Below are 22,077 nucleotides of genomic sequence, written 5' to 3'. Positions count from 1 at the left end.
AACAATTTCAAAGCTATTTATTCATGAAATTGTTTAAATACAAGCGGAAACAGCTCCTAAATTAACCAAACCAACCGATTTCACAAGGAGCTTGAACCATGACCAACCCCATCGAAATGGCGATGTACGACATCAGCCAGTTCTTCCTCTACCCCGTGCTGCTGGCCATTGCCGCGCTGTTCGTCCACGCCTTCTACGCGCTGGGCGCGTTTGCCTGGCAGGCGTGGCAACGCACCCAGGGCAAACCGGCGGGCTTTGAGCTACACGCCCTGCGCCGCGCCGACCCCGGCTGCGACCTGGTGGCGCTGGAGACCGTGGCCGTCAAACGCCTGGAATTTGCCCGCATTGCCACCCGCGTTGCACCCATGCTGGGGCTGGTGGCCACCATGATTCCCATGGGCCCGGCGCTCAAAGCCCTGGCCGACGGGGCGCTGCAAGATGTCTCGCGCAGCCTGATGATTGCTTTTTCTGCCGTCATCCTGGCTCTGCTGGCGGCGGCCATCAGCTTTACCGTGGTGAACGTGCGCAAGCGCTGGTATGCCGTCGATCTGGCCGCCATCGAGGCCGAGCTGGCCGGCCAAGCCGCCCCCCAAGCGCCGCCCGCCACCGTCATGCCCCTGAAAAAGCAAGAGGCCGCCGCATGAGTGCCGCCCATCCCCCCGCCCCCGCAGCGCCCATCGCGCACAGCGCCAGCGCCCAAAGCACCCGCCGCCGCCTGCTGGAGGACAGCGACGAGGACGACCCCATCCTCTCGGTCGTGAACCTGATCGACGTGTTCCTGGTCATCATCGCCGCCTTGCTGCTGGCCGTGGCGCAAAGCCCGACCAACCCGTTCACCGCCGAGCAGGTCACGGTTATCAAAAACCCCGGCAAAGAGAACATGGAAGTCATCATCAAGGACGGTGCCAAGATCGAGCACTACAAAGCCAGCGGCGAAATCGGTGAAGGCCAGGGGGCCAAAGCCGGCGTGGCCTACAAGATGAAGGATGGCTCGATGGTCTACGTGCCCGAGGCGGGGATGGCACAGGAGTAGGCGCCTGCGCCACCGCAGACTCAGCCCGCCAGCCGCTGCGCCAGCGCCTGGCGCACCTGCTCCAGCGCCACCGGCAGGCGCGGCCCCAGCTGGGCGAAATGCTCGGCGTGCGATTGCAGCTCTTGCGCCCACATTGCGCGATCCAGCGTGGTCACACTGGCAAATTGCGCTTGGCTAAACGGCAAGCTCTGCCAATGCAAATCGCCATAACGCGGGGCGATGCCAAAGGCGGTTTCCTCGCCCTCGGCCTGGCCCTGCAGGCGTTGTAGCAGCCAGTGCAGCACGCGCATGTTTTCGCCGTAGCCGGGCCAGACGAACTGGCCGTCCGCCCCTTTGCGAAACCAGTTCACGCAGTAAATGCGCGGCAGGGTGGCACCCTGGGCCTGCAGTTTTTCGCCCAGCTCGAGCCAGTGCCGAAAGTAGTCGCCCATGTGGTAGCCGCAAAACGGCAGCATGGCAAACGGGTCCCGGCGCACCACGCCTTGCTGGCCAAAGGCGGCGGCGGTGGTTTCGCTGCCCATGGTGGCGGCCATGTACACGCCTTCGACCCAGTTGCGCGCTTCGGTGACCAGCGGCACGGTGCTGGAGCGGCGGCCGCCGAAGATGAAGGCATCAATCTTCACGCCCTGGGGGTCGTCCCAGGCCGGGTCGAGCACCGGGTTGTTCGTCGCCGCCACGGTAAAACGGGCGTTGGGGTGGGCGGCCTTGGCCCCGGTTTCCTTGGCAATGGCCGGGGTCCAATGCCGGCCCTGCCAGTCGATCAAATGCGCCGGCAGCTGGCCGCCGTGGTCGGCCTCCAGCCCTTCCCACCACACGTCGCCATCGTCGGTCAGCGCCACGTTGGTGAAGATCACGTCGCGGTGCAGGCTGGCCATGCAGTTGGGGTTGGTTTGCAGGTTGGTGCCCGGTGCCACGCCAAAGTAACCGGCCTCGGGGTTGATGGCCCGCAGGCTGCCGTCGGCCTGCGGCTGAATCCAAGCGATGTCGTCGCCCACAGTGGTCACGCTCCAGCCCGCAAACCCTGCCGGCGGCACCAGCATGGAAAAGTTGGTCTTGCCGCAGGCGCTGGGGAAGGCCGCTGCAATGTGGTGCTTCACCCCTTCGGGGCTGGTCACGCCCAAAATCAGCATGTGCTCGGCCAGCCAGCCCTGGTCTTGCCCCATCTTGGAAGCGATGCGCAGCGCCAGACATTTTTTGCCCAGCAAGGCGTTGCCGCCGTAGCCCGAGCCATAGCTCCAGATTTCGCGCGTTTCAGGGAAGTGGACGATGTATTTCGTCGTCGGGTTGCAGGGCCAGACGGTGGCATCGGTGGCACCCTGGGCCAGCGGTGCGCCCACGGTGTGCATGCAGGGCACGAAAGCGCCATCGGCCCCCAGCACATCCCACACTTTGCGGCCCATGCGCGTCATCAGCCGCATGTTCACGGCCACGTAGGCGCTATCGCTTAGCTCCACACCGATTTGCGCAATGGGGCTGCCCAGCGGCCCCATCGAGAAGGGAATCACGTACAGGGTGCGCCCGCGCATACACCCGGCAAACAGCGGCTGCAAGGTGGAGCGCATGGCATCCGGGGCCATCCAGTTGTTGGTGGGGCCGGCATCCTCCTGGCGCTCGCTGCAGATAAAGGTGCGGTCTTCCACCCGCGCCACGTCGGAGGGGTCGGTGCGCGCCAGGTAGCTGTCCGGGCGCTTCAACGGGTTGAGGCGGGTAAACGTACCGGCATCGACCAGCTGCTGGCACAGCGCGTCGTACTCTTCTTGGCTGCCATCGCACCAGTGGATGTATTTGGGTTCACACAAGGCCGCCATATCGGCCACCCAGGCAATGAGGCCGGTGTGTTGAACATACGACGGAACGTTTAAATCCAAAGGCATAGCGCCACTCTCCTGATTGTTGAATGTGGCTGCCATCCTAGAAACCCCAACCCAATACCGCTAGCGGGCTTTCCGCAATAAAAAAGCAGCTCTGGTGCAGAGCTGCTTGAACTTTTGCGTTGCAATCGCGGTGGCCAAAGCAGCCACACAAGGCCTAGCGCAGCAGGGCCAGCGTCCAGCGGCTGGACTGGTTGGCCTGGGCCTGCATGGCAAAACCCATCTCCTGCAAGATCATGGCGCGGCTTTGGTTGGAGATTTCTTTGGCAAAGTTGGCATCCACCATCCGCCCACGGGACTGCACGGCGTTTTCGTTTTGAATGCTGATGTTGGCAATGGCGCTTTCAAAGCGATTTTGCACCGTCCCCAACGTCGCACGGGAGCGGCTCACGGTGTCGATCGCGCTGTCAATGCGCTGCAAGCCCTCCCACGCCCCGGCTTGGCTGCTTAAATCAATGCCGCGCAGGCCCTGGGTTTGCTGGGCCTGACCGCTTGCAGCAAAGCCGTTGCTGCCCGAGGCGGCAATGGCCACATTGGTCGGGTCTTGGCCAGGATCAACGCTGGCGCGGTATTCAAGGCTGCTGCCGTCCTGGCTTAAAAAAGCGGTCACGCCCGTGTCGGCGCTGCGCTGGTTCACCGTGGCGACGAATTTGCCCAGCGCCTCATCGGCGCTCAAGCTGCTGTCTTGCTGCATGACGCTGGTGTAGTTTTTGCCATCGGCCCCGGTGATGGTCAGCGTGACATCGCCAGCGGCCAAGTCGGCTTGCAGGCTGTCTTTTTTGGCCGCATCCACGGCCACCTGGGCACTGGCGTAAGCGCTTTGTCCCAGGCTATCGACCTGGGTGTTGGCCATGCCCCCCACGGTCACGTTGTCGCCCGCACTGGGGCCGACTTGAAAAGTCGCCGCGCTAAAGCTGCCATCAAGCAGTTTTTGGCCATTGAACGCGGTGCTTTTGGCCACCCGATCGACCTCGCCGCTCAACTGGTCAAACTCTTTTTGCAGCGCTTGGCGGTCGGCGCTGCTCAAGGTGCCGTTGCCCGCCTGCACCGCCAGTTCGCGCATGCGCTGCAGGCTGTCGTTGGTGGCAGAAAGCGCCCCCTGGGCAGTTTGCGCCAGCGAGACACCGTCCGAGGTATCGCGGGCCACCTGGCTCAGGCCGCGGATATTGCTCAAAAAACGTTCTGCAATGGCAAAGCCTGCCGCATCGTCTTTGGCGCTGTTGATGCGCAGCCCCGAGGACAGGCGCTCAATGGCCGTGCCCAGGGCACTTTGGGATTTTTGCAGGTGGCTCTGGGAAACCAGGGCCAGGTAATTGGTATTGATCACCGACATCGTGCCTCTCCTTGGCGTGGTGCGCAGCATCGAATGCCGCACTGTGCCTAGTATTTAAGCACCCAAGCTCGTTTTCTTCAAGGTCTTTCTACCCAGCCGCCCCATCCGGCCAGACCCGCTCGGACAGTGCCATCACTTGCCAATGCAAAAGCTGCTGAAGATCACCCCCAGCAAATCATCCGAGGTGAATTCGCCCGTGATGGCGCCCAGGTGGTGCTGGGCCAGGCGCAGTTCTTCGGCCAGCAAATCGAGGGCCGGGTCCGCGGTTTGCAGCAGGGCATGGGCTTGCGCTAAGTGCTCGCCCGTGGCTTGCAGCGCCTGCACGTGCCGAGCGCGGGCGATGTACAGGCCTTCAGGGGCCGATTGCCACCCGGCAATCTCCAGCAGGCGCTGGCGCAGCGCATCCAGCCCCTGGCCGTGTTTGGCCGACAGGCGCAGCCCCGCAGTGGCCTCTGGCACTGCCGTTGCGGTGTTTGCTATATCTTCTTTATTCCAGATGTGCAGCACTGGAACGTTTTTTGGAAGTTTTTGCGCTAAAACTGTTGCAATGTCTGCGTCAGCAGCTTCGTATTCAGGAGCATTGCTGCGCGTTAAATCGTGCAAAAACAGCACGGCATCGGCCTGGGCGATTTCTTCCCAGGCGCGGGCAATGCCGATACGCTCAACCTCGTCGCTGCTCTGGCGCAAGCCGGCCGTGTCGATCACGTGCAGCGGCACGCCGTTGATCTGGATGGTTTCCTGCACCTTGTCGCGCGTGGTGCCGGCAATGGGGGTGACGATGGCCAGCTCGGCCCCGGCCAGGGCGTTGAGCAGCGAGCTTTTGCCCGCATTGGGCTGCCCGGCAATCACCACCTTGATGCCTTCGCGCAGCAGCGCCCCTTGCTGGGTGCGGGCCAGCACCTGGGCCAGCTGGCCTTGCAAGGTGTGCAATTGGCCCCAGGCATCGGCTTTTTGCAGAAAGTCGATCTCTTCTTCGGGGAAATCCAGCGTCGCCTCAACCAGCATACGCAGGTGGATCAGGGCATCGCGCAGCACGGAGATTTCCTGCGAGAATGCGCCCGACAGCGAACGGCTGGCGCTGCGGGCGGCCACGGCGGTGCTGGCATCGATCAGGTCGGCAATGGCCTCGGCCTGGGCCAGGTCGATTTTGTCGTTGAAGAAGGCCCGTTGGGTAAATTCGCCCGGCTCGGCCAGGCGCAGATGGGGCAGCACGGGCAGGCCCTCGGGGGCCACCGTTTGCGCCACTTCCAGGCAGCGCTGCAGCAGCAGCTGCAACACGACCGGGCCGCCGTGGGCTTGCAGCTCCAGCACGTCTTCGCCGGTGTAGCTGTGCGGGCCGGGGAAAAACAGCGCCAGGCCGTGGTCCAGGGGCTGGCCCTGGCCATCGTTAAACGGCAGGTAATGGGCTTGCCGGGGCTGTAAATCGCGCCCAAGCAGTTGGCGAACAAAGCCGACCAACTGCTGGCCCGAGACGCGCACAATGCCGACCGCCCCGCGCCCGGGTGCTGTGGCGATGGCAACAATGGGATCGTGGCGGCGTGCAAGCATGGGGCAATCTTTCAAAAAAATAGGGCAAGGGCCAGAGGGTAGCAAGAACAAAAATGGCCGCTTGCGCGACCATTGTTTGTAGCGGAAAGGGGCTGGGCCTTACTTGGCCGCCGCCGGCTGCTTTTTGAACGGGTGGTTGAACTGCGGGGGTACGCCCATGCGCACGTTAATCACCCACTGCTGCGCAATCGACAACACGTTGTTGGTCAGCCAGTACAGCACCAGGCCCGCCGGGAACATGAAGAACATGAAGCTGAAGATCAGCGGCATGAACCACATCATCTTGGCCTGCATCGGGTCAGGCGGCACGGGGTTGAGCGCCGTTTGCAGCAGCGAGGACAGCGTCATCAAGATGGGCAGGATGAACAGCGGGTCTTTGGCCGACAGGTCGGTGATCCACAAAATCCATGGGGCCTGGCGAATTTCCACGCTGGAAAGCAGCACCCAGTACAGCGCAATAAACACCGGAATCTGGATCATGATGGGCAGGCAGCCGCCCAGGGGATTGACCTTTTCCTCGCGGTAGATGCGCATCATCTCTTGCTGCATCTGCTGGGGTTTGTCTTTCAGGCGCTCGCGCATCTCGGTGATGCGGGGGTTGAGCGCCTTCATCTTGGCCATGCTGGCATAGGCCTTGGCGTTGAGCCAGTAGAAGGCAATTTTCAAGAGCAGCACCAGGCCAATGATCGACCAGCCCCAGTTGCCCAGCACGCTGTGGATTTTGTCCAGCAGCCAGTACAGCGGCTTGGCCAAAATGGTGAACATGCCATAGTCCTTGACCAGCACCAGGCCGGGGCTCAAGGTTTCGAGCATTTTTTCTTGCTGCGGGCCGGCGAAGAAACGGGCGTTCAGGGTTTTGCTTTGGCCCGGCTCAATTTGGCCCAGGGTGGTGATGGCCCCGGCGGTGTAGAAGTTGGCATCGACTTTGCGCACAAAGTTCTCGCGCTCAATGCCATCGTTCAGCAACCAGGCGCTGGCAAAGTAGTGCTGCACCATGGCCACATAGCCGTTGTCGGCCTGCTTTTCAAAGCTGGCCTTGCCTTTGTCCACATCTTTGAATTCCACTTTTTGGTATTTACCGGCTTCGCTGTAGAAGGCCGGGCCGGTGAAGGTGGAATAAAACGCGTTGCCGCCATCAATCGGCAGGTTGTCACGCAACAGCTGCAGGTACAGCTGGGGGTTGATGCTTTGGTTGCCGGTATTGATCACATCGTGCTGCACCGCCACATCGTAAGCGCCGCGCTTGAAGGTCAAGGTTTTGACCAGTTTCACGCCATCCATCTCGGGCGACTCCAGGCGCACGGTCAAGCTGTCTTGCCCGTCTTGCAGGGTGCGCTCGCCCGGCTGCAACTGCATCACGGTCTTGTGCGTGGGGTAGTTACCGCCAATCAGGCCGGTTTGCGCCACATAGCTGTGCTGGGGCGTTTCGTCCAGCAGCACCACGGGCTGGCTGCGGTCGGCATCTTGTTTGTAGTTGAGCAGCTCGGTGCGCACCACGGTGCCACCTTCGGTGCTCAAGGTCAGGCGCAACACGTCGGTGGTGATCACCACGGTTTCGCCCACGGGGGCCGCTTCGGCAGCAGCACCCGTGGCATCCACTGCTGTATTTACAGTAGCTGCTGGCGTTGCATTGGCGCTATTTTCAGCACCATTAGTGCTTGAATTTTGCGCTGTTACTGGGGAAGCAGCTGGGAAAAATGTGGCAGGGTTGCCATTGTGGATTTGCCATTTGTCCCACAACATGATGAGGGAGAAAGCAAACACCACCCACAAGATAGTGCGGCGAATATCGGTCATGAGGACTTCTTTTCAGAGGAGGCGGAAGGTGCGGAAGGGCGCAGCAAGCGGCTGAACAAGCGCGGCGCTTGCGCCGGCACAGGGTCGTGCCCGCCCTCGCACCAAGGATGGCAACGCAGCAAGCGGTGCACGGTCATGTAGCTGCCAACGGCAGCGCCATATTGCTCCAGGGCTTGCAAACTGTAGGCCGAGCAGGTGGGCTCAAACCGGCAGGACGAACCCAGCCAGGGACTGAGCAACAGCCGATAGCCTTTGACCAGCGCCATGAGCAGTTTTTGCATCATGCCAAAACTCCTGGAGCGGCCAGATTGGCCGCGGCCGTAGGGCCAGCGCCACCCAATTTGCGCACTGCGTAGCCAAACAGTTGCTGCAATTCGCTGCGCACGGCCTGGCGCAAAGGCTCCGAGCTGGCGCTGACAAAGCGCTTGGGGTCAAACGCGGCGCGCAGCCGCACCACATACGCCCCGTTAGGCGGCAACTGGGCCGCAAAATCTTGGGCCACAGCATAAATTTGCCGACGCAGCAAATGCCGCGTCACCGAGCGCTTGGCCCAGCGTTTGGGCACCAGCGGCCCCAGCCAAGGCTGCGCCGGTGCTTGCCTGGACGGCGCACCAACAACGGCAAACAGGGCCTGCGATGCTGGCTGGGTCAGCGCAACATCGGGCCCTGAAAGGGATGCGGTGGCAGGCTCTGCCGCAGTTGCCGTTGTTTCTAGCACCAAACGGTGCAACACAAAATGCGGCGTACGGGCGCAAACCCCGGCGGCCATCACCGCCTGAAACTGCGCCCGGGTTTTGAGCCTTTGCATCATTGCCTGCCCCATGGCAAGCAGGTGCACTGCCAGCGGCCAGCCAAGCGCGGCCTTAAACGGCCAGGCGCTTGCGGCCTTTGGCGCGGCGTGCGTTGATCACGGCACGGCCACCTTTGGTTTTCATGCGCACCAGGAAACCGTGGGTGCGGGCGCGGCGGATTTTGGAGGGTTGGTAAGTACGTTTCATGGTGCAGTTCCTTGAGAAGGTTCAGTATTTTGGCGGCGCCAGCTTCCTATAAGCCATGCGCTACGCAAGGACGATTGCCCTGAACACATTCAGGGAAACCCGCGATTATCACAGCGTTAAGACCAGCTTGCAATGACCTTGCGCATTTAGGCCACAATAGCGCCCCTTATCTCCCCCTTAGAGAATGCGCCGCGCATGTGGATAACCATTTGAAAAGCTACAATCTACCTCCTTTGCCGTCAATTTCTATCCACATACCGAGCGCTTGCGAATGACCGAAGATGCCCTGCACAACGCGGGTCAGGGGCTGTGGTTGGCCTGTGTTGAACAGCTCAGCCACGACCTGCCAGAACAACAGTACAACACCTGGATCAAGCCACTGACGGCCAGCGTCAGCGAAGACTTCGCCAAGGTCACCGTGTACGCGCCCAACCGCTTCAAACTCGATTGGATTCGCACGCAATACGCCGGGCGCATCGTGACTTTGCTGGAAGCCCTGTGCGGCCACAGCGTGACCCTGGAATTGGCGGTGGCCCAGCGTGAATCGGTCACCCGCACCTATGTGCGCCCTGCGGCTGCGGCCGACCAGGGTGCCCCAGCAAGCCATGCCAGCGCAGGGCCCGCGCACGCCCCCACGGCGCAGGAGGCCGCCCCGGCCACCCCCGTTTTTCGCACCCGTTTAAACCCAGCTTTGACCTTTGAAACCTTGGTTGAAGGCACGGCCAACCGCATGGCCCGCGCGGCCGCGCTGCATGTGGCCGGTGCGCCGGGGCAGCTGTACAACCCGCTGTTTATTTATGGTGGCGTGGGCTTGGGTAAAACCCACTTGATGCATGCTGTGGGTAACAAATTGCTTGAGGACAAACCCGATGCCAAAGTGCTTTACATCCATGCCGAGCAATTTGTCTCGGATGTGGTGAAAGCCTACCAGCGCAAGACGTTTGACGAGTTCAAGCACCACTACCACTCGCTGGATTTGCTGCTGATTGACGATGTGCAGTTTTTCGCCAACAAAGACCGCACGCAAGAGGAATTTTTCAACGCCTTTGAAGCGCTGCTGGCCAAAAAAAGCCACATCGTCATGACCAGCGACACCTACCCCAAGGGGCTGGCCGACATTCACGAGCGCCTGGTCTCGCGCTTTGACTCGGGGCTGACGGTGGCCATTGAGCCGCCCGAGCTGGAAATGCGCGTGGCCATTTTGATCAATAAGGCGCGCGCCGAAGGCTCAGAAATGCCCGAAGACGTGGCGTTTTTTGTCGCCAAAAACGTGCGCTCCAACGTGCGCGAGCTGGAAGGGGCGCTGCGCAAAATTTTGGCCTACTCGCGCTTTAACCAAAAGGAAGTGTCCATCCAGCTGGCCCGCGAGGCGCTGCGCGATTTGCTGTCGATTCAAAACCGCCAGATCAGCGTGGAAAACATCCAAAAAACCGTGGCCGATTTTTACAAAATCAAAGTGGCCGACATGTACAGCAAGAAGCGCCCGGCCAGCATTGCCCGGCCCCGCCAAATTGCCATGTATTTGGCCAAAGAGCTGACGCAAAAAAGCCTGCCTGAAATTGGCGAGCTGTTTGGCGGGCGCGACCACACCACGGTGCTGCACGCGGTGCGAAAGATTTCGGCCGAGCGCCAGACCAACACCGAACTCAACCAACAACTGCACGTGCTGGAGCAGACCCTCAAGGGCTAGCCCCATCCAGGTTTGCAGCCCCCGCAGAGCACGGCAAAATCACCCCTTTTTATCTGACGACCCCATCGAGGCAGACATGATTCTTTTCAAAACCACACAAGACAAAGTCCTGGCCGTACTGCAATCTGTCTGCGGCATCGTCGAGCGGCGCCACACCATGCCGATTCTGGCCAACGTGCTGCTGCACAAGGTGGGCAACGCGGTGCAGCTGACCACCAGCGATCTGGAAATTCAAATCCGCACCACCGCCGAGCTGGGCGGCGACGAGGGCGACTTTGCCACCACCATCGGCGCGCGCAAGCTGATGGACATCTTGAAAACCATGCCCGCCGACCAGACGGTGACGCTGGAGGCCAACGCCGACAAAATCTTGCTCAAAGGCGGCAAAAGCCGCTTTACCCTGCAGTCGCTGCCCGCGCCAGACTTCCCGCTGGTGCAAGAGGCCCCCAGCTTTGGCCCCACCTTCAGCGTGCCGCAAAAAACGCTCAAAGACCTGATGCACCAAGTCTCGTTTGCCATGGCGGTGCAGGATATTCGCTACTACCTGAACGGCATTTTGTTCGTGGCCGAGGGCAACACCCTGAGCCTGGTGGCCACCGACGGCCACCGCCTGGCCTGGGCCAGCGCCGAGCTGGATGTGCAGGTCGAGCCCAAGCAAGAAGTCATCCTGCCGCGCAAAACCGTCCTAGAGCTGCAACGCCTGCTGTCCGATGCCAGCGGCGACAACGCGCCGCGCATCACGCTGCAATTTGCCAACAACCAGGCCAAATTCAGCTTTGGTGGCATGGAATTTGTCACCAAACTGGTCGAGGGCAAATTCCCCGATTACCAGCGCGTCATCCCCGCCAACCACCACCAGCAAATCGTGCTGGGCCGCGCGGCGCTGCTGGCCAGCTTGCAGCGCACCGCCATCATGACCAGCGACAAATTCAAGGGCGTGAGCCTGACGGTGCAACCCGGCGTGCTGCGCGTGGCCAGCAACAACGCCGAGCAGGAAGAGGCCGTCGATGAGCTGGACATTGCCTACGACGGCCCGCAGATCGACATCGGCTTTAACGTCAGCTACCTGATTGATGTGCTGGCCAACATGGGCCAGGAGATGGTGCAAATCAACCTGCTGGACAGCAACAGCTCGGCCCTGATCACCGTGCCCGAGAGCGCACGGTTTAAATACGTCGTCATGCCCATGCGGCTTTGATAGCTACAAAACAAATAGCTTTTTGCGCTTGCAATAAGCTATTTTCTATACTATTTATTCTCCAGATTCAATTTATTCAAGCGCAATCCGCTCTTGAATTATGAGCAAAGGCTTTGTATGAGCGAGCAGCACAGCGACACCCTTCCCCTCCCCGAGAACCCCAGCGACGGCTACGGCGCGGGGGCCATCCAAATCCTGGAAGGGCTGGAAGCCGTGCGCAAACGCCCCGGCATGTACATCGGTGACACCAGCGACGGCACCGGCCTGCACCATTTGGTGTTTGAGGTGGTGGACAACTCCATCGACGAGGCGCTGGCCGGGCACTGCGACGACATTCTGGTCACCATCCATGCCGACGGTTCGCTGTCGGTCATCGACAACGGCCGGGGCATTCCCACGGCAGTGAAGATGGACGACAAGCACGAGCCCAAGCGCAGCGCGGCCGAAATCGCCCTGACCGAACTGCACGCAGGCGGCAAGTTCAACCAAAACAGCTACAAAGTATCGGGCGGCCTGCACGGCGTGGGCGTGTCCTGCGTGAATGCGCTGTCCAGCTGGCTGAAGCTGACCGTGCGGCGCAATGGCAAAGCGTATGAAATTGATTTTTCGCGCGGCTTTGTGCAAAACCGGCTGATTGAAGTGGTCGATGGCTTTGAGACCTCGCCCATGCGCGTGCTGGGCGACAGCGACAAGCGCGGCACCAAAGTCCACTTTCTGCCCGACACCGAAATCTTTAAAGAAAACAACGAATTTCGCTACGAAATTCTGGCCAAGCGCCTGCGTGAACTGAGCTTTTTGAACAACGGCGTGCGCATCCGCCTGAAAGACGAGCGCGACGGCAAGGAAGATGATTTCTCGGGCGCTGGCGGCGTGAAGGGCTTTGTCCAATTCATCAACGGCACCAAAAAAGTGCTGCACCCCACCACCTTTTATGCCGAGGGCCATCGCCCGGCAGAAAGCTACGGCGGCATTCCCGGCACCGAAATCGGCGTGGAAGTGGCCATGCAGTGGAACGACAGCTACGCCGAACAGGTGCTGTGCTTTACCAACAACATCCCCCAGCGCGACGGCGGCACCCACCTGACCGGCCTGCGGGCGGCCATGACGCGGGTGATTGGCAAATACATCGAGCAAAACGAGCTGGCCAAAAAAGCCAAGGTCGATGTCACCGGCGACGACATGCGCGAAGGCCTGTGCTGCGTGCTCTCGGTGAAAGTGCCCGAGCCCAAATTCAGCAGCCAAACCAAGGACAAGCTGGTGTCCAGCGAAGTGCGCGCGCCGGTGGAAGACATCGTCGGCAAGCTGCTGACCGAGTACCTGGAAGAAAACCCCAACGATGCCAAGGTGCTGTGCAACAAAATCATCGACGCCGCCCGCGCCCGTGAAGCCGCCCGCAAAGCCCGCGAAATGACGCGCCGCAAAGGCGTTTTGGACGGCATGGGCCTGCCCGGCAAACTGGCCGACTGCCAGGAAAAAGACCCGGCGCTGTGCGAAATCTACATTGTGGAGGGCGACTCGGCCGGCGGCTCGGCCAAACAAGGGCGCGACCGCAAATTCCAAGCCATCCTGCCCCTGCGCGGCAAGATTTTGAACGTGGAAAAAGCCCGCTACGAAAAACTGCTCTCCAGCCAGGAAATCATCACCCTGATCACCGCGCTGGGCACGGGCATTGGCAAGGTCAGCGAAGACTCCAACAAAAGCAGCAGCGACGACTACAACCCCGACAAGCTGCGCTACCACCGCATCATCATCATGACCGACGCGGACGTGGACGGTGCGCACATCCGCACCCTGCTGCTGACCTTCTTCTACCGCCAGATGCCCGATCTGGTCGAGCGCGGCCACATCTACATCGCCCAGCCGCCGCTGTACAAGGTGAAAAACGGCAAGGAAGAGCTGTACCTGAAAGACGGCCCGGCGCTGAACCGCTACCTGCTCAAAATCGCCCTGCGCGATGCCAGCGTCAGCACCGGCGGCAGCGCCCCCCGCACCATTGCTGGCGAAGAGCTGCAGCGCCTGGCCGACATGCACCTGGCCGCCGAAAACGTGATTGAGCGCCTGTCTAACTTTATGGATGCTGAAGCCCTGCGGGCCATCGCCGATGGGGTGCAAATTCACCTGGAAACGCTCGCCGATGCTGCGGCATGCGCTCCCATTCTGGAAGCAAAACTGCGCGAGCTGACCACCACCGGCGTACCCGCCGCCGTCACCGCCGAGATCGACCCGCAAAGCGACAACCCCATCCTGCGCATCAGCCGCCACCACCACGGCAACATCAAAAGCTCCATCCTCACGCAAGAATTTGTGCGCAGCAGCGACTACGCCGCCCTGAGCGCCGAAGCGCAAAGCTTCAACGGCCTGCTGCAAGACGGTGCCAAAGTCACGCGTGGCGAAGGCGACAAAGCCCGCACAGAAAAAGTCACCGACTTCCGCCAAGCCATGCAATGGCTGATTCGCGAAGCCGAGCGCACCACCGGCCGCCAGCGCTACAAAGGCCTGGGCGAAATGAACCCCGAACAGCTGTGGGAAACCACCATGGACCCCAACGTGCGCAGCCTGCTGCAAGTGCAGGTGGGCGACGCCATCGAGGCCGACCGCGTATTCACCATGCTCATGGGCGACGAGGTCGAACCCCGCCGCGATTTCATCGAAACCAACGCCCTGCGGGCAGGCAATATTGACGTGTAGGGCATTGCACACTTTGAAAAAATAACCGCCTCCAACTGGCTTCCAGCCCTTTTACAGCAAGGGCTGGAAGCTCTTTTTTTATGCAGTGCCCGCCCAAACGATACCGCCGTGATAGCCATGCACCTTGAAGAACTCCAGCACCTCCTGGCCGGTGGTGAAGAAATGCAGCGCATGTTCTTGAACGCCGGGCTGATCCAGGCCGACACCCTGCCCGTGCCGGGCACCAGCGTGGCCGATGTGGATTGGGCCGCTTTTGATGCCTACTACCGCAAACGCTTTAACCAACCCTGCCCCGAAGCCGAGCACACCGCCAGCCTTGCCAGCCTGGGCCTGCTCAAAGACCAGCAACTGACCTTGGCCGGAGTGCTACTGTTTGGCCTGCAGCCCCAGCGCTGGTTGCCCGTGTGCATGGTCAAAGCCGTGGCGTTCTATGGCAACTCGATTGGCGATACCCAGTACCAAGACAGCGAAGACATTGACGGCACCCTGAGCGCGCAGTTTCAGCGCAGCTTTGCCTTTATCAAGCGCAACTTGCACCACGTGCAAAACGGCAGGGGCTTTAACACCCTGGGCGAGCTGGAAGTGCCGCCCATCGCACTGGAAGAGCTGCTGGTCAACGCCCTGATGCACCGCGATTACTTTGACAGCGCCTCCATTCGCATCCTGGTGTTTCGTGACCGCATTGAAATCATCAGCCCCGGCCACCTGCCCGGCAACCTGAGCACCGAGGACATCCAGCACGGCAAAACCAAGCGCCGCAACCCCATCTTGAGCGAACACGCCGCCCACCTGCTGCCCTACCGGGGGCTGGGCAGCGGCATTCACCGGGCGCGCCAAGCCTGGCCGCAGATCGAGTTGCAAGACCACCGCAGCGGCAATGAATTTAGGGCCGTGGTGGCGCGGCCCAAGCCCACCACGCAAGTGATTGCACCCGCAGGCATAGGCGCAGAGGGGACTCGCCCACCAGCCACCCCCGAAGTCACCGACCCAGTCACCGACCTAGTCGCCGACCCAGTCGTGCGGTTGCTGCGGGTTTTGGTGGATGGCGCACTGCCACCTTCTGAAATACAACACCGCCTTGGTCTCAAACATCGCCCCACCTTCCGTGCCAACTATTTGCATCCCGCGCTGGCGGCAGGCTGGGTAGAAATGACCCTCCCCGACAAACCCACCAGCCGCCTGCAGCGCTATCGGCTGACCGAAGCGGGGCAAGCGCTGGTGCAGCAGAAGCGCCCATGACCCAGCCCTGCATCCTGCACATCACACGCAACTTGCCACCGCTGGTGGGTGGCATGGAGCGGCTGAACTGGCACATTGCCGTGAAATCAACCCTATGAAATCCAAAATTTTGATCGTCGGCGGAGCCGGCTATATCGGCTCTCACATGGTGCTGCGACTTGCCCAGGCGGGATACGACGTTGTGGTGTTCGACAACCTGAGCCATGGCCACCGGGATGCCGTGCTGGCTGGAGAGCTGGTCGTGGGCGATCTGGCCGACCGGGCCATGCTGGCGCGCCTGTTCGCCGCCCACCGCTTTGGTGCGGTGATGCACTTTGCGTCCTCCATCCAAGTGGGGGAATCTGTGCAGCAGCCTGCCCGCTACTACGCCAACAACGTGGGCAACACCATCCACCTGGTAGAGGCCATGATCGAACACGGCGTGCAGCGCCTGATCTTTTCTTCGACTGCCGCCATTTTTGGTGATCCGATCCGCATCCCCATCGATGAGGCGCACCCACGCCAGCCGGTCAATCCCTATGGCTGGAGCAAATCCATGGTGGAGCAGATACTGGCCGATTGCGACTGCGCGCACGGTTTGCGCTCTGTGGCATTGCGCTATTTCAACGCTGCGGGCGCACACCCCGATGGCCTACTGGGGGAGCGCCACGACCCCGAGACACACCTGATCCCACTGGTGCTGCAGGCGGCATCCGGGCGAAGAACACATATTGGCGTGTTTGGCACCGATTACGACACCCCCGACGGCACCTGCATCCGCGACTACATCCACGTGCAAGACTTGGTCGAGGCACACCTGCTGGCGCTGGATTGGCTGCTGCAGGGAAAAGCCTCCACCGCTTTCAACTTAGGCAATGGACACGGCTTTTCGATTCGTGAAGTGATCCATGCCGTAGAAACCGTCACCGGCCAGCGTGTGGCCGTGCAAGATTTACCTCGCCGCGCCGGCGACCCCGCCATCCTGGTGGCCGACAGCACCCGCGCCCGCGCTGCGCTGGGCTGGCAACCGCAATACACCGATTTGCACGACATCGTGCGGCATGCGTGGATGTGGGAAAGCCAACGACTCAGCCCCACCTTGCAGCCTTTGGATGGGGCTAAAACTCAAAATTAATAGCTCTTTGCGCTTACTGAATAAGGGCTAAATGCCAATTTGAAGCTTAAAACGTATGCGCTAGGTGCTGCTATTACTCAGGCAGTCAGCTTTCCTCGGCGCACGGCTTCGCGCAGCACCTCGTTGACGCGGGTTTGCCAGCCAGCACCGGTGGCTTTAAGGGCGGCCAACAGGTCGGGATCAAAGCGGATGGTTGTCGAAACTTTGGCTCCGGTTTTGACCGTGCCCGCAGGACGCCCACGCTTGCGGGCCGCGATTTGTGGGGGCGTATGAACGGCTGCGTATTCGCCGCGCAGCGCCTGATCGACACTGCGCAGCAGGGCAGCTTCAAATTCCTGCATTTCAGCGTCTTTGGTCTTGGGCATCAAATTTCTCCTTCAGTGCCTTCAATACATCGGCTCCAATGTTGTCGAACTTGGCTTTCGCATACACCAATAGCAACACCACTTCGCCATGCGCAGTGCGGGTGAAATAAATCACCCGAACGCCACCGCGTTTCCCCATCCCTGCGCGAGACCAGCGCACTTTGCGCAGGCCACCAGAGCCAGAAATGACATCGCCAGCCTCAGTGTTCTCAGCAATCCAGCCAATAAATTCAGCACGCTCGTCATCAGACCAAACTTTGGCAGACCAAACGATGAATTCTGGCGTTTCAATCACAGTGAACATGAATTCATTGTAGTAACAAATAATTTATATCGCAAGGAAAAACCTGGACATCGCCACCCGCAGGTTGGGTTACACACACCCCATCTACAACCCACAATTCGCTCACTTTATACAAGCATCTTCCGCTTTAAAATAAAAGGTTTCAAGCACTTTTCATGCTGAAACCCTTATTTATAAAGCGCAAGCAGCTTAATTTTCAGAAGCACATTGGCCGCGCTAAAACGAATCCAGCGCGACAAAACCCACGGGCTTGGCTGTTTGCGCGTCGATCAGCACCGTCCAGGCGGTTTTGCGCGAGAGCAGGGGCAAGGTGCGCAATTGATCTAATGGAAGGCCTGTGCGGGCCACGCCTTGGTCGATGGTGTCAGCGTGCTGAGGGAAGCGCTCTTTCAGCTGCGCAGCCGGGCGCGACTCGCGCAGGATGTCAGCGCGGGCGGCATCGTAGGGCTGCCATAGGTTGGGTTGCGCTGCCTGGGCGATACCCCCTACTGCTTGCAGCACCGATTCAATCACCTCGCCGCCTTGCAGTGGTCGCAACGAAAGCAGCGTGGGGCCACGCCAAGGCAAGGTTTGCAAATCGGGTGGGGCTTGGGAGAGCAGACTTGGCTCTATATCGACGGCATGAACGACGGCCATTCGGTTGTACTCAAAAACCAAATGCACAGGCCGGGCGACAAATACCGTCCACAGCCCATACGCTAATGCAGCCACTTGAAGCAGGCCAATCACTGAAAAATCCATCAGCAAATGGCGGCGGGTTTTGGTGGTGTTGAAAATCACCAGCGTAATCAGTGGGCCCAGCACCACATCCACCGCCACCACCAAAGTAAATAACTCACGCCCGCCCGACAGCTCGCGGTACGGGTACGGATACCACCAGCCAAACACCAGCCATGCGGCCAAGGTGGCAATGCTCAGGCTGATGGCAAGGTGAATGGCGCTGGCACGCAGGCGGAGTTACAAAAATGACATATTTTTATTATTTATTTTTCAATCCAAGTTTTCCAAAGATTCAGCCGCCAATTTTTTAGCGAATTGAAAAAATTTTCCTCACCATATTTTTCAACTAAAGTTAACTCTTCACTAAGTAAATTTCTACCAAAAGCAAAATTATTTATATCCCAACCCATAATCGACATTACAGTTGGTGCTATATCTAGGGTAGAAGAAGGTTTACTCACAATTTTAGGTGCCTTACCTTTTTCCAAAATCATGAAAAGATTAGTTCTTGCAGTCTCATGCTCTGTCAAAATAAAAGATGCATCATTGTTCATTTGCAAATGATCAGACCCCAATACAAAAATAACATCTTGTTCTGTTTTCACAGACATTATCTTTGATAAAAATTTATCAATTAAAAAATCAGCACACTTTACTGCATTAAGCATTTTAACATCGCCATTTTTATATTTTATACTTTTGCACTCAGGGGTTTCGTGTCCACTAGGCCCATGTGTATCAGCCGTCAAAATAAATAATACAAATGGATCTTTTTGTAATGCAAGTGATTTATATTTTTCATATGAAAAATCAAAAAGCGCATCATCATAGATACCCCATTTTGATGTGGGTAATGAATTTTCATATATAGATTGAATTTCTTTAAGACCAAATATTTCATCAAAACCATGACTCTTATAGAAATTTCCTTTTCCTGCAAAATTCAAATCAGCACCACCAATATAAAAATTTTTGTAGCCTGCAGATTTAAAAATATCTCCCATACAAGTAGCTCCAGGCACAAAATTATCTATGCCAGAAAAATCATTTCTATTTGATTTAAAAGTTGCCAAAGGAACGCCACATTGACTAGAAACCATTCCAGCAATAGTCCAATCTGTCATTGGGGCTTGCCGAACCCCTTGAAAAGAAATAGATTTTTTTTCTAAATTTTTCAAATTTATTACCAGCTCTGGAAATATTTTTTCATCAAAAAAAGTTCTCTCCAGACTTTCTGCATATATATATACTAAGCTTTTTTTATTTTTTGAGTTATTTATTAAATATTGATAATCGCCTAGATCTTGGTTTAATTTTATAGAATTTTGTGAAGCAAAAAAACTTTCAACTATCAACCCTATATCAAGAGTTGCTGGATGAACCGCTATAGAGAAACATGAACAAGCAAATAAAATTGTTAACTCAATAAGCAGTCTTGGCTTACGCTTAATTTGAACTATTTTTTTTCTAGCAAAAAATATCAAAAAAACAAAAAAACAAATACAGAAAAATATTAAAAAGATTTCTATCTTATAATTAAAGATATTAATTCCATTAAACCCATAAATTATATGAAAAAATACAGCCTCATTAATACCTTCTCCAGTAAATGAATTTACCACATAATAAAATAAACTCAAAAACAGACTAAATACCGCTATTAATATGGAAAAAAAAGCCGTAGATTTTGAGCCAAACAAATAAAAAGCAGAAATTAATAGTAAAAAAGTTGATATTATGGGATAAAAAAGCAAATCGTACATGATTCATGCTTAAATTAAAAAAACACCCCAAGGGGTGTTTTTTATCAACAGTAGTACCTGTATCTCCACAAAATCACTTAGGAGATAAAGTCGAACAATTACTTACAAGACCCAGGTGCGTATTTAGCCATATCACCACTCGATGTGCAGCGCCACTCAGTAATCTGAGCGCCGCGGTGAGCCGCATTGGTGCTGGGTGCTAGCACTGTACTGGCATCAAAGTAAGGAGTTAAGACGAGCGTTCCGGAAGGAGAGGCACCCGAAATGCCAAGGTTGGTAAAGTTAGGTGTCACAGTGATAGCGCCGTTTGCACTCGTTGTGATAGAAGCAACCATTTTTGTCGGATTAGAAGAATTCTCACATCCCCAACCGTTGGCAGTAGGCACGTAGTCGGCACGCATCGTCTGTACGGCCTCGCTAATGGTGGTGCGGCACTGGGATGCGGCCAGAACAACTTCCGCTGCACGCGCTTTGATGGTGTAGTCTTTGTAAGCCGGCAAAGCCACAGCAGCCAAAATACCAATAATCGCCACAACGATCATCAGTTCGATCAGGGTAAAACCCTTTTGCACGGAACGCATAGTACGTTTCATAACAAGCTCCTTAGAGTGAGTAAAAAATGAAAACGCAAAGGTTTAAGCAAAGACCGTGCCAACTTTGCTCGCACTGGGCAAGCCCTGGCGATAAGGCAGTGTGTCGCAGGGCCAAAGGACAAAAACCCATGGCTTTGTCGCCAAAAATTAGCGACACGCTGGTTTGTCGCGCAAAAATAACGACACGCGCGCGCTGGTAACACCATGCTGTGGGCCCAGCGCCCGCTCTCTACAATGCCGCTATGTCTGCGCTGCCCTGCCCCCACCTTTCGATTAGCCTGCACACCGCCGCCATCTTGACGGGCCGCAGCGTGCGCACTTGGCAGCGGCGCATTGAAGAGGGCTTGGTGCCGCGCCTGGGCGATGGGGTGCGGGCATTGGTGCCGTTTGAGGCGGTGCAGCAATCCATGGAGGGTGTGCCAGGCGAGGCAGCCAACGCATGGAGTGCGCAGGATGTGCAAACCCTGGTGCGGGCCGACCTGGGCGAGGCGCTGGCCCAGGCGCAGATGGGCAGCCAATTTGCATTGCTGGCCTTGCGCGGTGCTGCGCCAGCCACCCCGCCCGCGCCGGGGCACGACGCGGGGCGCATTGCCCACTATTTTTTGGAGCGGGCGGCCGAGCAGGCGCAGGCCGATGCCATGCATTGGCTGGGCCTGTTGTATGCGGCGGGGCTGGGGCCGACCGGCGATGCCAGCGATGGCGATGCCAATGCGGATACCAGCAACAACGCCATGGCGCTGATGTGGATTGCCAAGGCCGCCGCGCATGGGCATGCGATTGCCCGCCAGCAGTTGGCGGCTTTGGTGCCAAATTTGCCCAACTTGCCCGCTGGCGGCCAGGCTTAAAACGGTTGGGCAGTCCGGGCCTTCTCTTTTCCGGGCGTTCTCTTTTTTACAATCTAGCCATGACCTTTCTTGACATGCTGCGCGATGCCACGGCTCGCAACCATTCCTTGCTGTGCGTGGGCCTTGACCCCGAGCCGGCCAAATTCCCCACCCACTGGCGCGGCGATGCTTCCAAAATTTTTGATTTTTGTGCTGCCATGGTGGATGCCACCGCCGATGTGGTGTGCGCCTTTAAGCCGCAAATTGCCTACTTTGCCGCCCATGGGGCGGAGGCGCAGTTAGAAAAACTCATGGCCCATATGCGCAGCGTTGCGCCGCAGGTGCCGGTGATTTTGGACAGCAAGCGCGGCGATATTGGCTCTACCGCCGAGCAGTACGCGAAAGAGGCGTTTGAGCGCTACGGGGCGGATGCGGTGACGCTTTCGCCCTTTATGGGCCTGGATTCGGTGCTGCCTTATTTGCAGTACGAGGGCAAAGGGGCCTTTTTGCTGTGCCGCACCTCCAACCCCGGCGGGGACGATTTTCAGGCGCAAACTTTGGCGAATGTGCCCGGCCAACCTACGCTGTTTGAGCACATTGCCCAGCTGGCGCAGGGGCCGTGGAACACCAATGGCCAGCTGGGCCTGGTGGTGGGGGCCACGCGCCCGCAAGAGATTGAGCGCGTGCGGGCGGTTGCGCCAACGCTGCCGCTGCTGATTCCTGGCGTGGGCGCACAGGGGGGCGATGCGGTGGCCACGGTGCAAGCGGCGCAAGGCGGGCCGATGGTGATTAATTCCTCACGGGCGATTCTTTACGCCAGCGCGGGAATGGACTTTGCGACAGCGGCCCGGGCGGTTGCCCTGGAGACGCGCATTGCGTTGAACCACGCGGCGTTGCAGGCCTAAGTCACCGTTTTTAAGGGTTTTTCCTAGGAAAAAAAGTCCATGTTGCTGACAAAGCACCATGGACTTTTTTAACGACCTTGGATAAAAATAGAAC

At 58.2% G+C, this 22,077-nt stretch carries 20 protein-coding genes and 1 pseudogene; 9 read left to right on the top strand and 12 right to left on the bottom strand.

Annotated elements, in window-relative coordinates:
• The first annotated feature begins 98 nt into the window (after positions 1–98).
• Complete coding sequence (locus J1777_RS01175) at positions 99–644, top strand: MotA/TolQ/ExbB proton channel family protein (RefSeq protein WP_207574001.1); 546 nt, start codon at positions 99–101, stop codon at positions 642–644.
• Positions 641–1,033: a DUF2149 domain-containing protein gene (locus J1777_RS01170; protein WP_207574000.1), complete on the top strand. Its 393-nt coding sequence runs from the start codon at positions 641–643 to the stop codon at positions 1,031–1,033. The genes J1777_RS01175 and J1777_RS01170 overlap by 4 nt, the downstream gene beginning before the upstream one ends.
• Before the next feature lie 20 nt (positions 1,034–1,053).
• Here the strand turns inward: J1777_RS01170 and J1777_RS01165 are convergent, their stop codons facing one another.
• The 7 genes from J1777_RS01165 to rpmH all read right to left on the bottom strand — a co-directional run bounded on the left by J1777_RS01165 (position 1,054) and on the right by rpmH (position 8,580).
• Positions 1,054–2,907 carry a phosphoenolpyruvate carboxykinase (GTP) gene (locus J1777_RS01165; protein WP_207573999.1) on the bottom strand — a complete coding sequence of 618 codons (1,854 nt, stop codon included), beginning with the start codon at positions 2,905–2,907 and terminating at the stop codon, positions 1,054–1,056.
• A 154-nt stretch (positions 2,908–3,061) separates the two neighbouring features.
• Positions 3,062–4,237 (bottom strand): flagellin N-terminal helical domain-containing protein, encoded by a 1,176-nt coding sequence (locus tag J1777_RS01160; protein WP_207573998.1) that lies wholly within the window; start codon positions 4,235–4,237, stop codon positions 3,062–3,064.
• Between the two features lie 132 nt (positions 4,238–4,369).
• A complete protein-coding gene (mnmE, locus tag J1777_RS01155; RefSeq protein WP_207573997.1) occupies positions 4,370–5,785 on the bottom strand; it encodes a tRNA uridine-5-carboxymethylaminomethyl(34) synthesis GTPase MnmE in 1,416 nt (471 codons plus the stop codon).
• A gap of 99 nt (positions 5,786–5,884) precedes the next feature.
• A complete protein-coding gene (gene yidC / locus J1777_RS01150; protein ID WP_207573996.1) occupies positions 5,885–7,582 on the bottom strand; it encodes a membrane protein insertase YidC in 1,698 nt (565 codons plus the stop codon).
• On the bottom strand, positions 7,579–7,866 hold the full coding sequence (yidD, locus tag J1777_RS01145; protein WP_207573995.1) for a membrane protein insertion efficiency factor YidD: 288 nt from the start codon (positions 7,864–7,866) through the stop codon (positions 7,579–7,581). Before yidD ends, yidC begins: the two co-directional genes overlap by 4 nt.
• Positions 7,863–8,393, bottom strand: a complete 531-nt coding sequence (locus tag J1777_RS01140; RefSeq protein ID WP_423220527.1) for a ribonuclease P protein component — start codon at positions 8,391–8,393, stop codon at positions 7,863–7,865. Before J1777_RS01140 ends, yidD begins: the two co-directional genes overlap by 4 nt.
• A 52-nt stretch (positions 8,394–8,445) precedes the next feature.
• Positions 8,446–8,580, bottom strand: a complete 135-nt coding sequence (gene rpmH / locus J1777_RS01135; RefSeq protein ID WP_003060014.1) for a 50S ribosomal protein L34 — start codon at positions 8,578–8,580, stop codon at positions 8,446–8,448.
• A gap of 271 nt (positions 8,581–8,851) precedes the next feature.
• Here rpmH and dnaA point away from each other — a divergent pair, with 271 nt between their 5' ends.
• The 5 genes and pseudogenes from dnaA to galE all read left to right on the top strand — a co-directional run bounded on the left by dnaA (position 8,852) and on the right by galE (position 16,509).
• The gene (gene dnaA / locus J1777_RS01130; RefSeq protein WP_207573994.1) at positions 8,852–10,270 is read left to right on the top strand and encodes a chromosomal replication initiator protein DnaA; all 1,419 of its coding nucleotides are present in this window, start codon (positions 8,852–8,854) and stop codon (positions 10,268–10,270) included.
• Between the two features lie 76 nt (positions 10,271–10,346).
• Entirely contained in the window at positions 10,347–11,468 is a 1,122-nt protein-coding gene (gene dnaN, locus J1777_RS01125) for a DNA polymerase III subunit beta (RefSeq protein WP_207573993.1), read from the top strand.
• A 162-nt stretch (positions 11,469–11,630) separates the two neighbouring features.
• Positions 11,631–14,156, top strand: a pseudogene (gene gyrB, locus J1777_RS01120) (DNA topoisomerase (ATP-hydrolyzing) subunit B); the annotation flags it as partial.
• A gap of 117 nt (positions 14,157–14,273) precedes the next feature.
• Positions 14,274–15,395, top strand: coding sequence for a Fic family protein (locus tag J1777_RS01115; protein WP_207573991.1), 1,122 nt, complete (start codon positions 14,274–14,276; stop codon positions 15,393–15,395).
• A 94-nt stretch (positions 15,396–15,489) separates the two neighbouring features.
• The gene (gene galE, locus J1777_RS01110; protein WP_207573990.1) at positions 15,490–16,509 is read left to right on the top strand and encodes a UDP-glucose 4-epimerase GalE; all 1,020 of its coding nucleotides are present in this window, start codon (positions 15,490–15,492) and stop codon (positions 16,507–16,509) included.
• 77 nt (positions 16,510–16,586) lie between these two features.
• On the opposite strand, the gene J1777_RS01105 is transcribed toward galE, so the two are convergent.
• The 5 genes from J1777_RS01105 to J1777_RS01085 all read right to left on the bottom strand — a co-directional run bounded on the left by J1777_RS01105 (position 16,587) and on the right by J1777_RS01085 (position 20,254).
• Complete coding sequence (locus J1777_RS01105; RefSeq protein ID WP_207573989.1) at positions 16,587–16,874, bottom strand: BrnA antitoxin family protein; 288 nt, start codon at positions 16,872–16,874, stop codon at positions 16,587–16,589.
• Positions 16,852–17,178, bottom strand: a complete 327-nt coding sequence (locus tag J1777_RS01100; RefSeq protein ID WP_207573988.1) for a type II toxin-antitoxin system RelE/ParE family toxin — start codon at positions 17,176–17,178, stop codon at positions 16,852–16,854. The genes J1777_RS01105 and J1777_RS01100 overlap by 23 nt, the downstream gene beginning before the upstream one ends.
• Before the next feature lie 216 nt (positions 17,179–17,394).
• Entirely contained in the window at positions 17,395–18,081 is a 687-nt protein-coding gene (locus J1777_RS01095) for a pilus assembly protein (RefSeq protein WP_242700326.1), read from the bottom strand.
• Between the two features lie 80 nt (positions 18,082–18,161).
• Positions 18,162–19,661 (bottom strand): sulfatase-like hydrolase/transferase, encoded by a 1,500-nt coding sequence (locus J1777_RS01090; protein ID WP_207573987.1) that lies wholly within the window; start codon positions 19,659–19,661, stop codon positions 18,162–18,164.
• 98 nt (positions 19,662–19,759) lie between these two features.
• Positions 19,760–20,254: a pilin gene (locus J1777_RS01085; protein ID WP_278253426.1), complete on the bottom strand. Its 495-nt coding sequence runs from the start codon at positions 20,252–20,254 to the stop codon at positions 19,760–19,762.
• 242 nt (positions 20,255–20,496) lie between these two features.
• On the opposite strand from J1777_RS01085, the gene J1777_RS01080 reads away from it, so the two are divergent.
• Both J1777_RS01080 and pyrF read left to right on the top strand, forming a co-directional pair.
• The gene (locus J1777_RS01080; RefSeq protein ID WP_207573986.1) at positions 20,497–21,099 is read left to right on the top strand and encodes an SEL1-like repeat protein; all 603 of its coding nucleotides are present in this window, start codon (positions 20,497–20,499) and stop codon (positions 21,097–21,099) included.
• A 59-nt stretch (positions 21,100–21,158) separates the two neighbouring features.
• Entirely contained in the window at positions 21,159–21,983 is an 825-nt protein-coding gene (pyrF, locus tag J1777_RS01075) for an orotidine-5'-phosphate decarboxylase (protein WP_207573985.1), read from the top strand.
• Positions 21,984–22,077 lie beyond the last annotated feature (94 nt).

The organism is Comamonas denitrificans, from assembly GCF_017368815.1.
GTDB classification, from domain to species: Bacteria; Pseudomonadota; Gammaproteobacteria; order Burkholderiales; family Burkholderiaceae_C; genus Comamonas; species Comamonas denitrificans.
The sequence above is the reverse complement of the archived record's forward strand: the minus strand, read 5'-3'. Positions and strand labels throughout refer to the sequence as shown.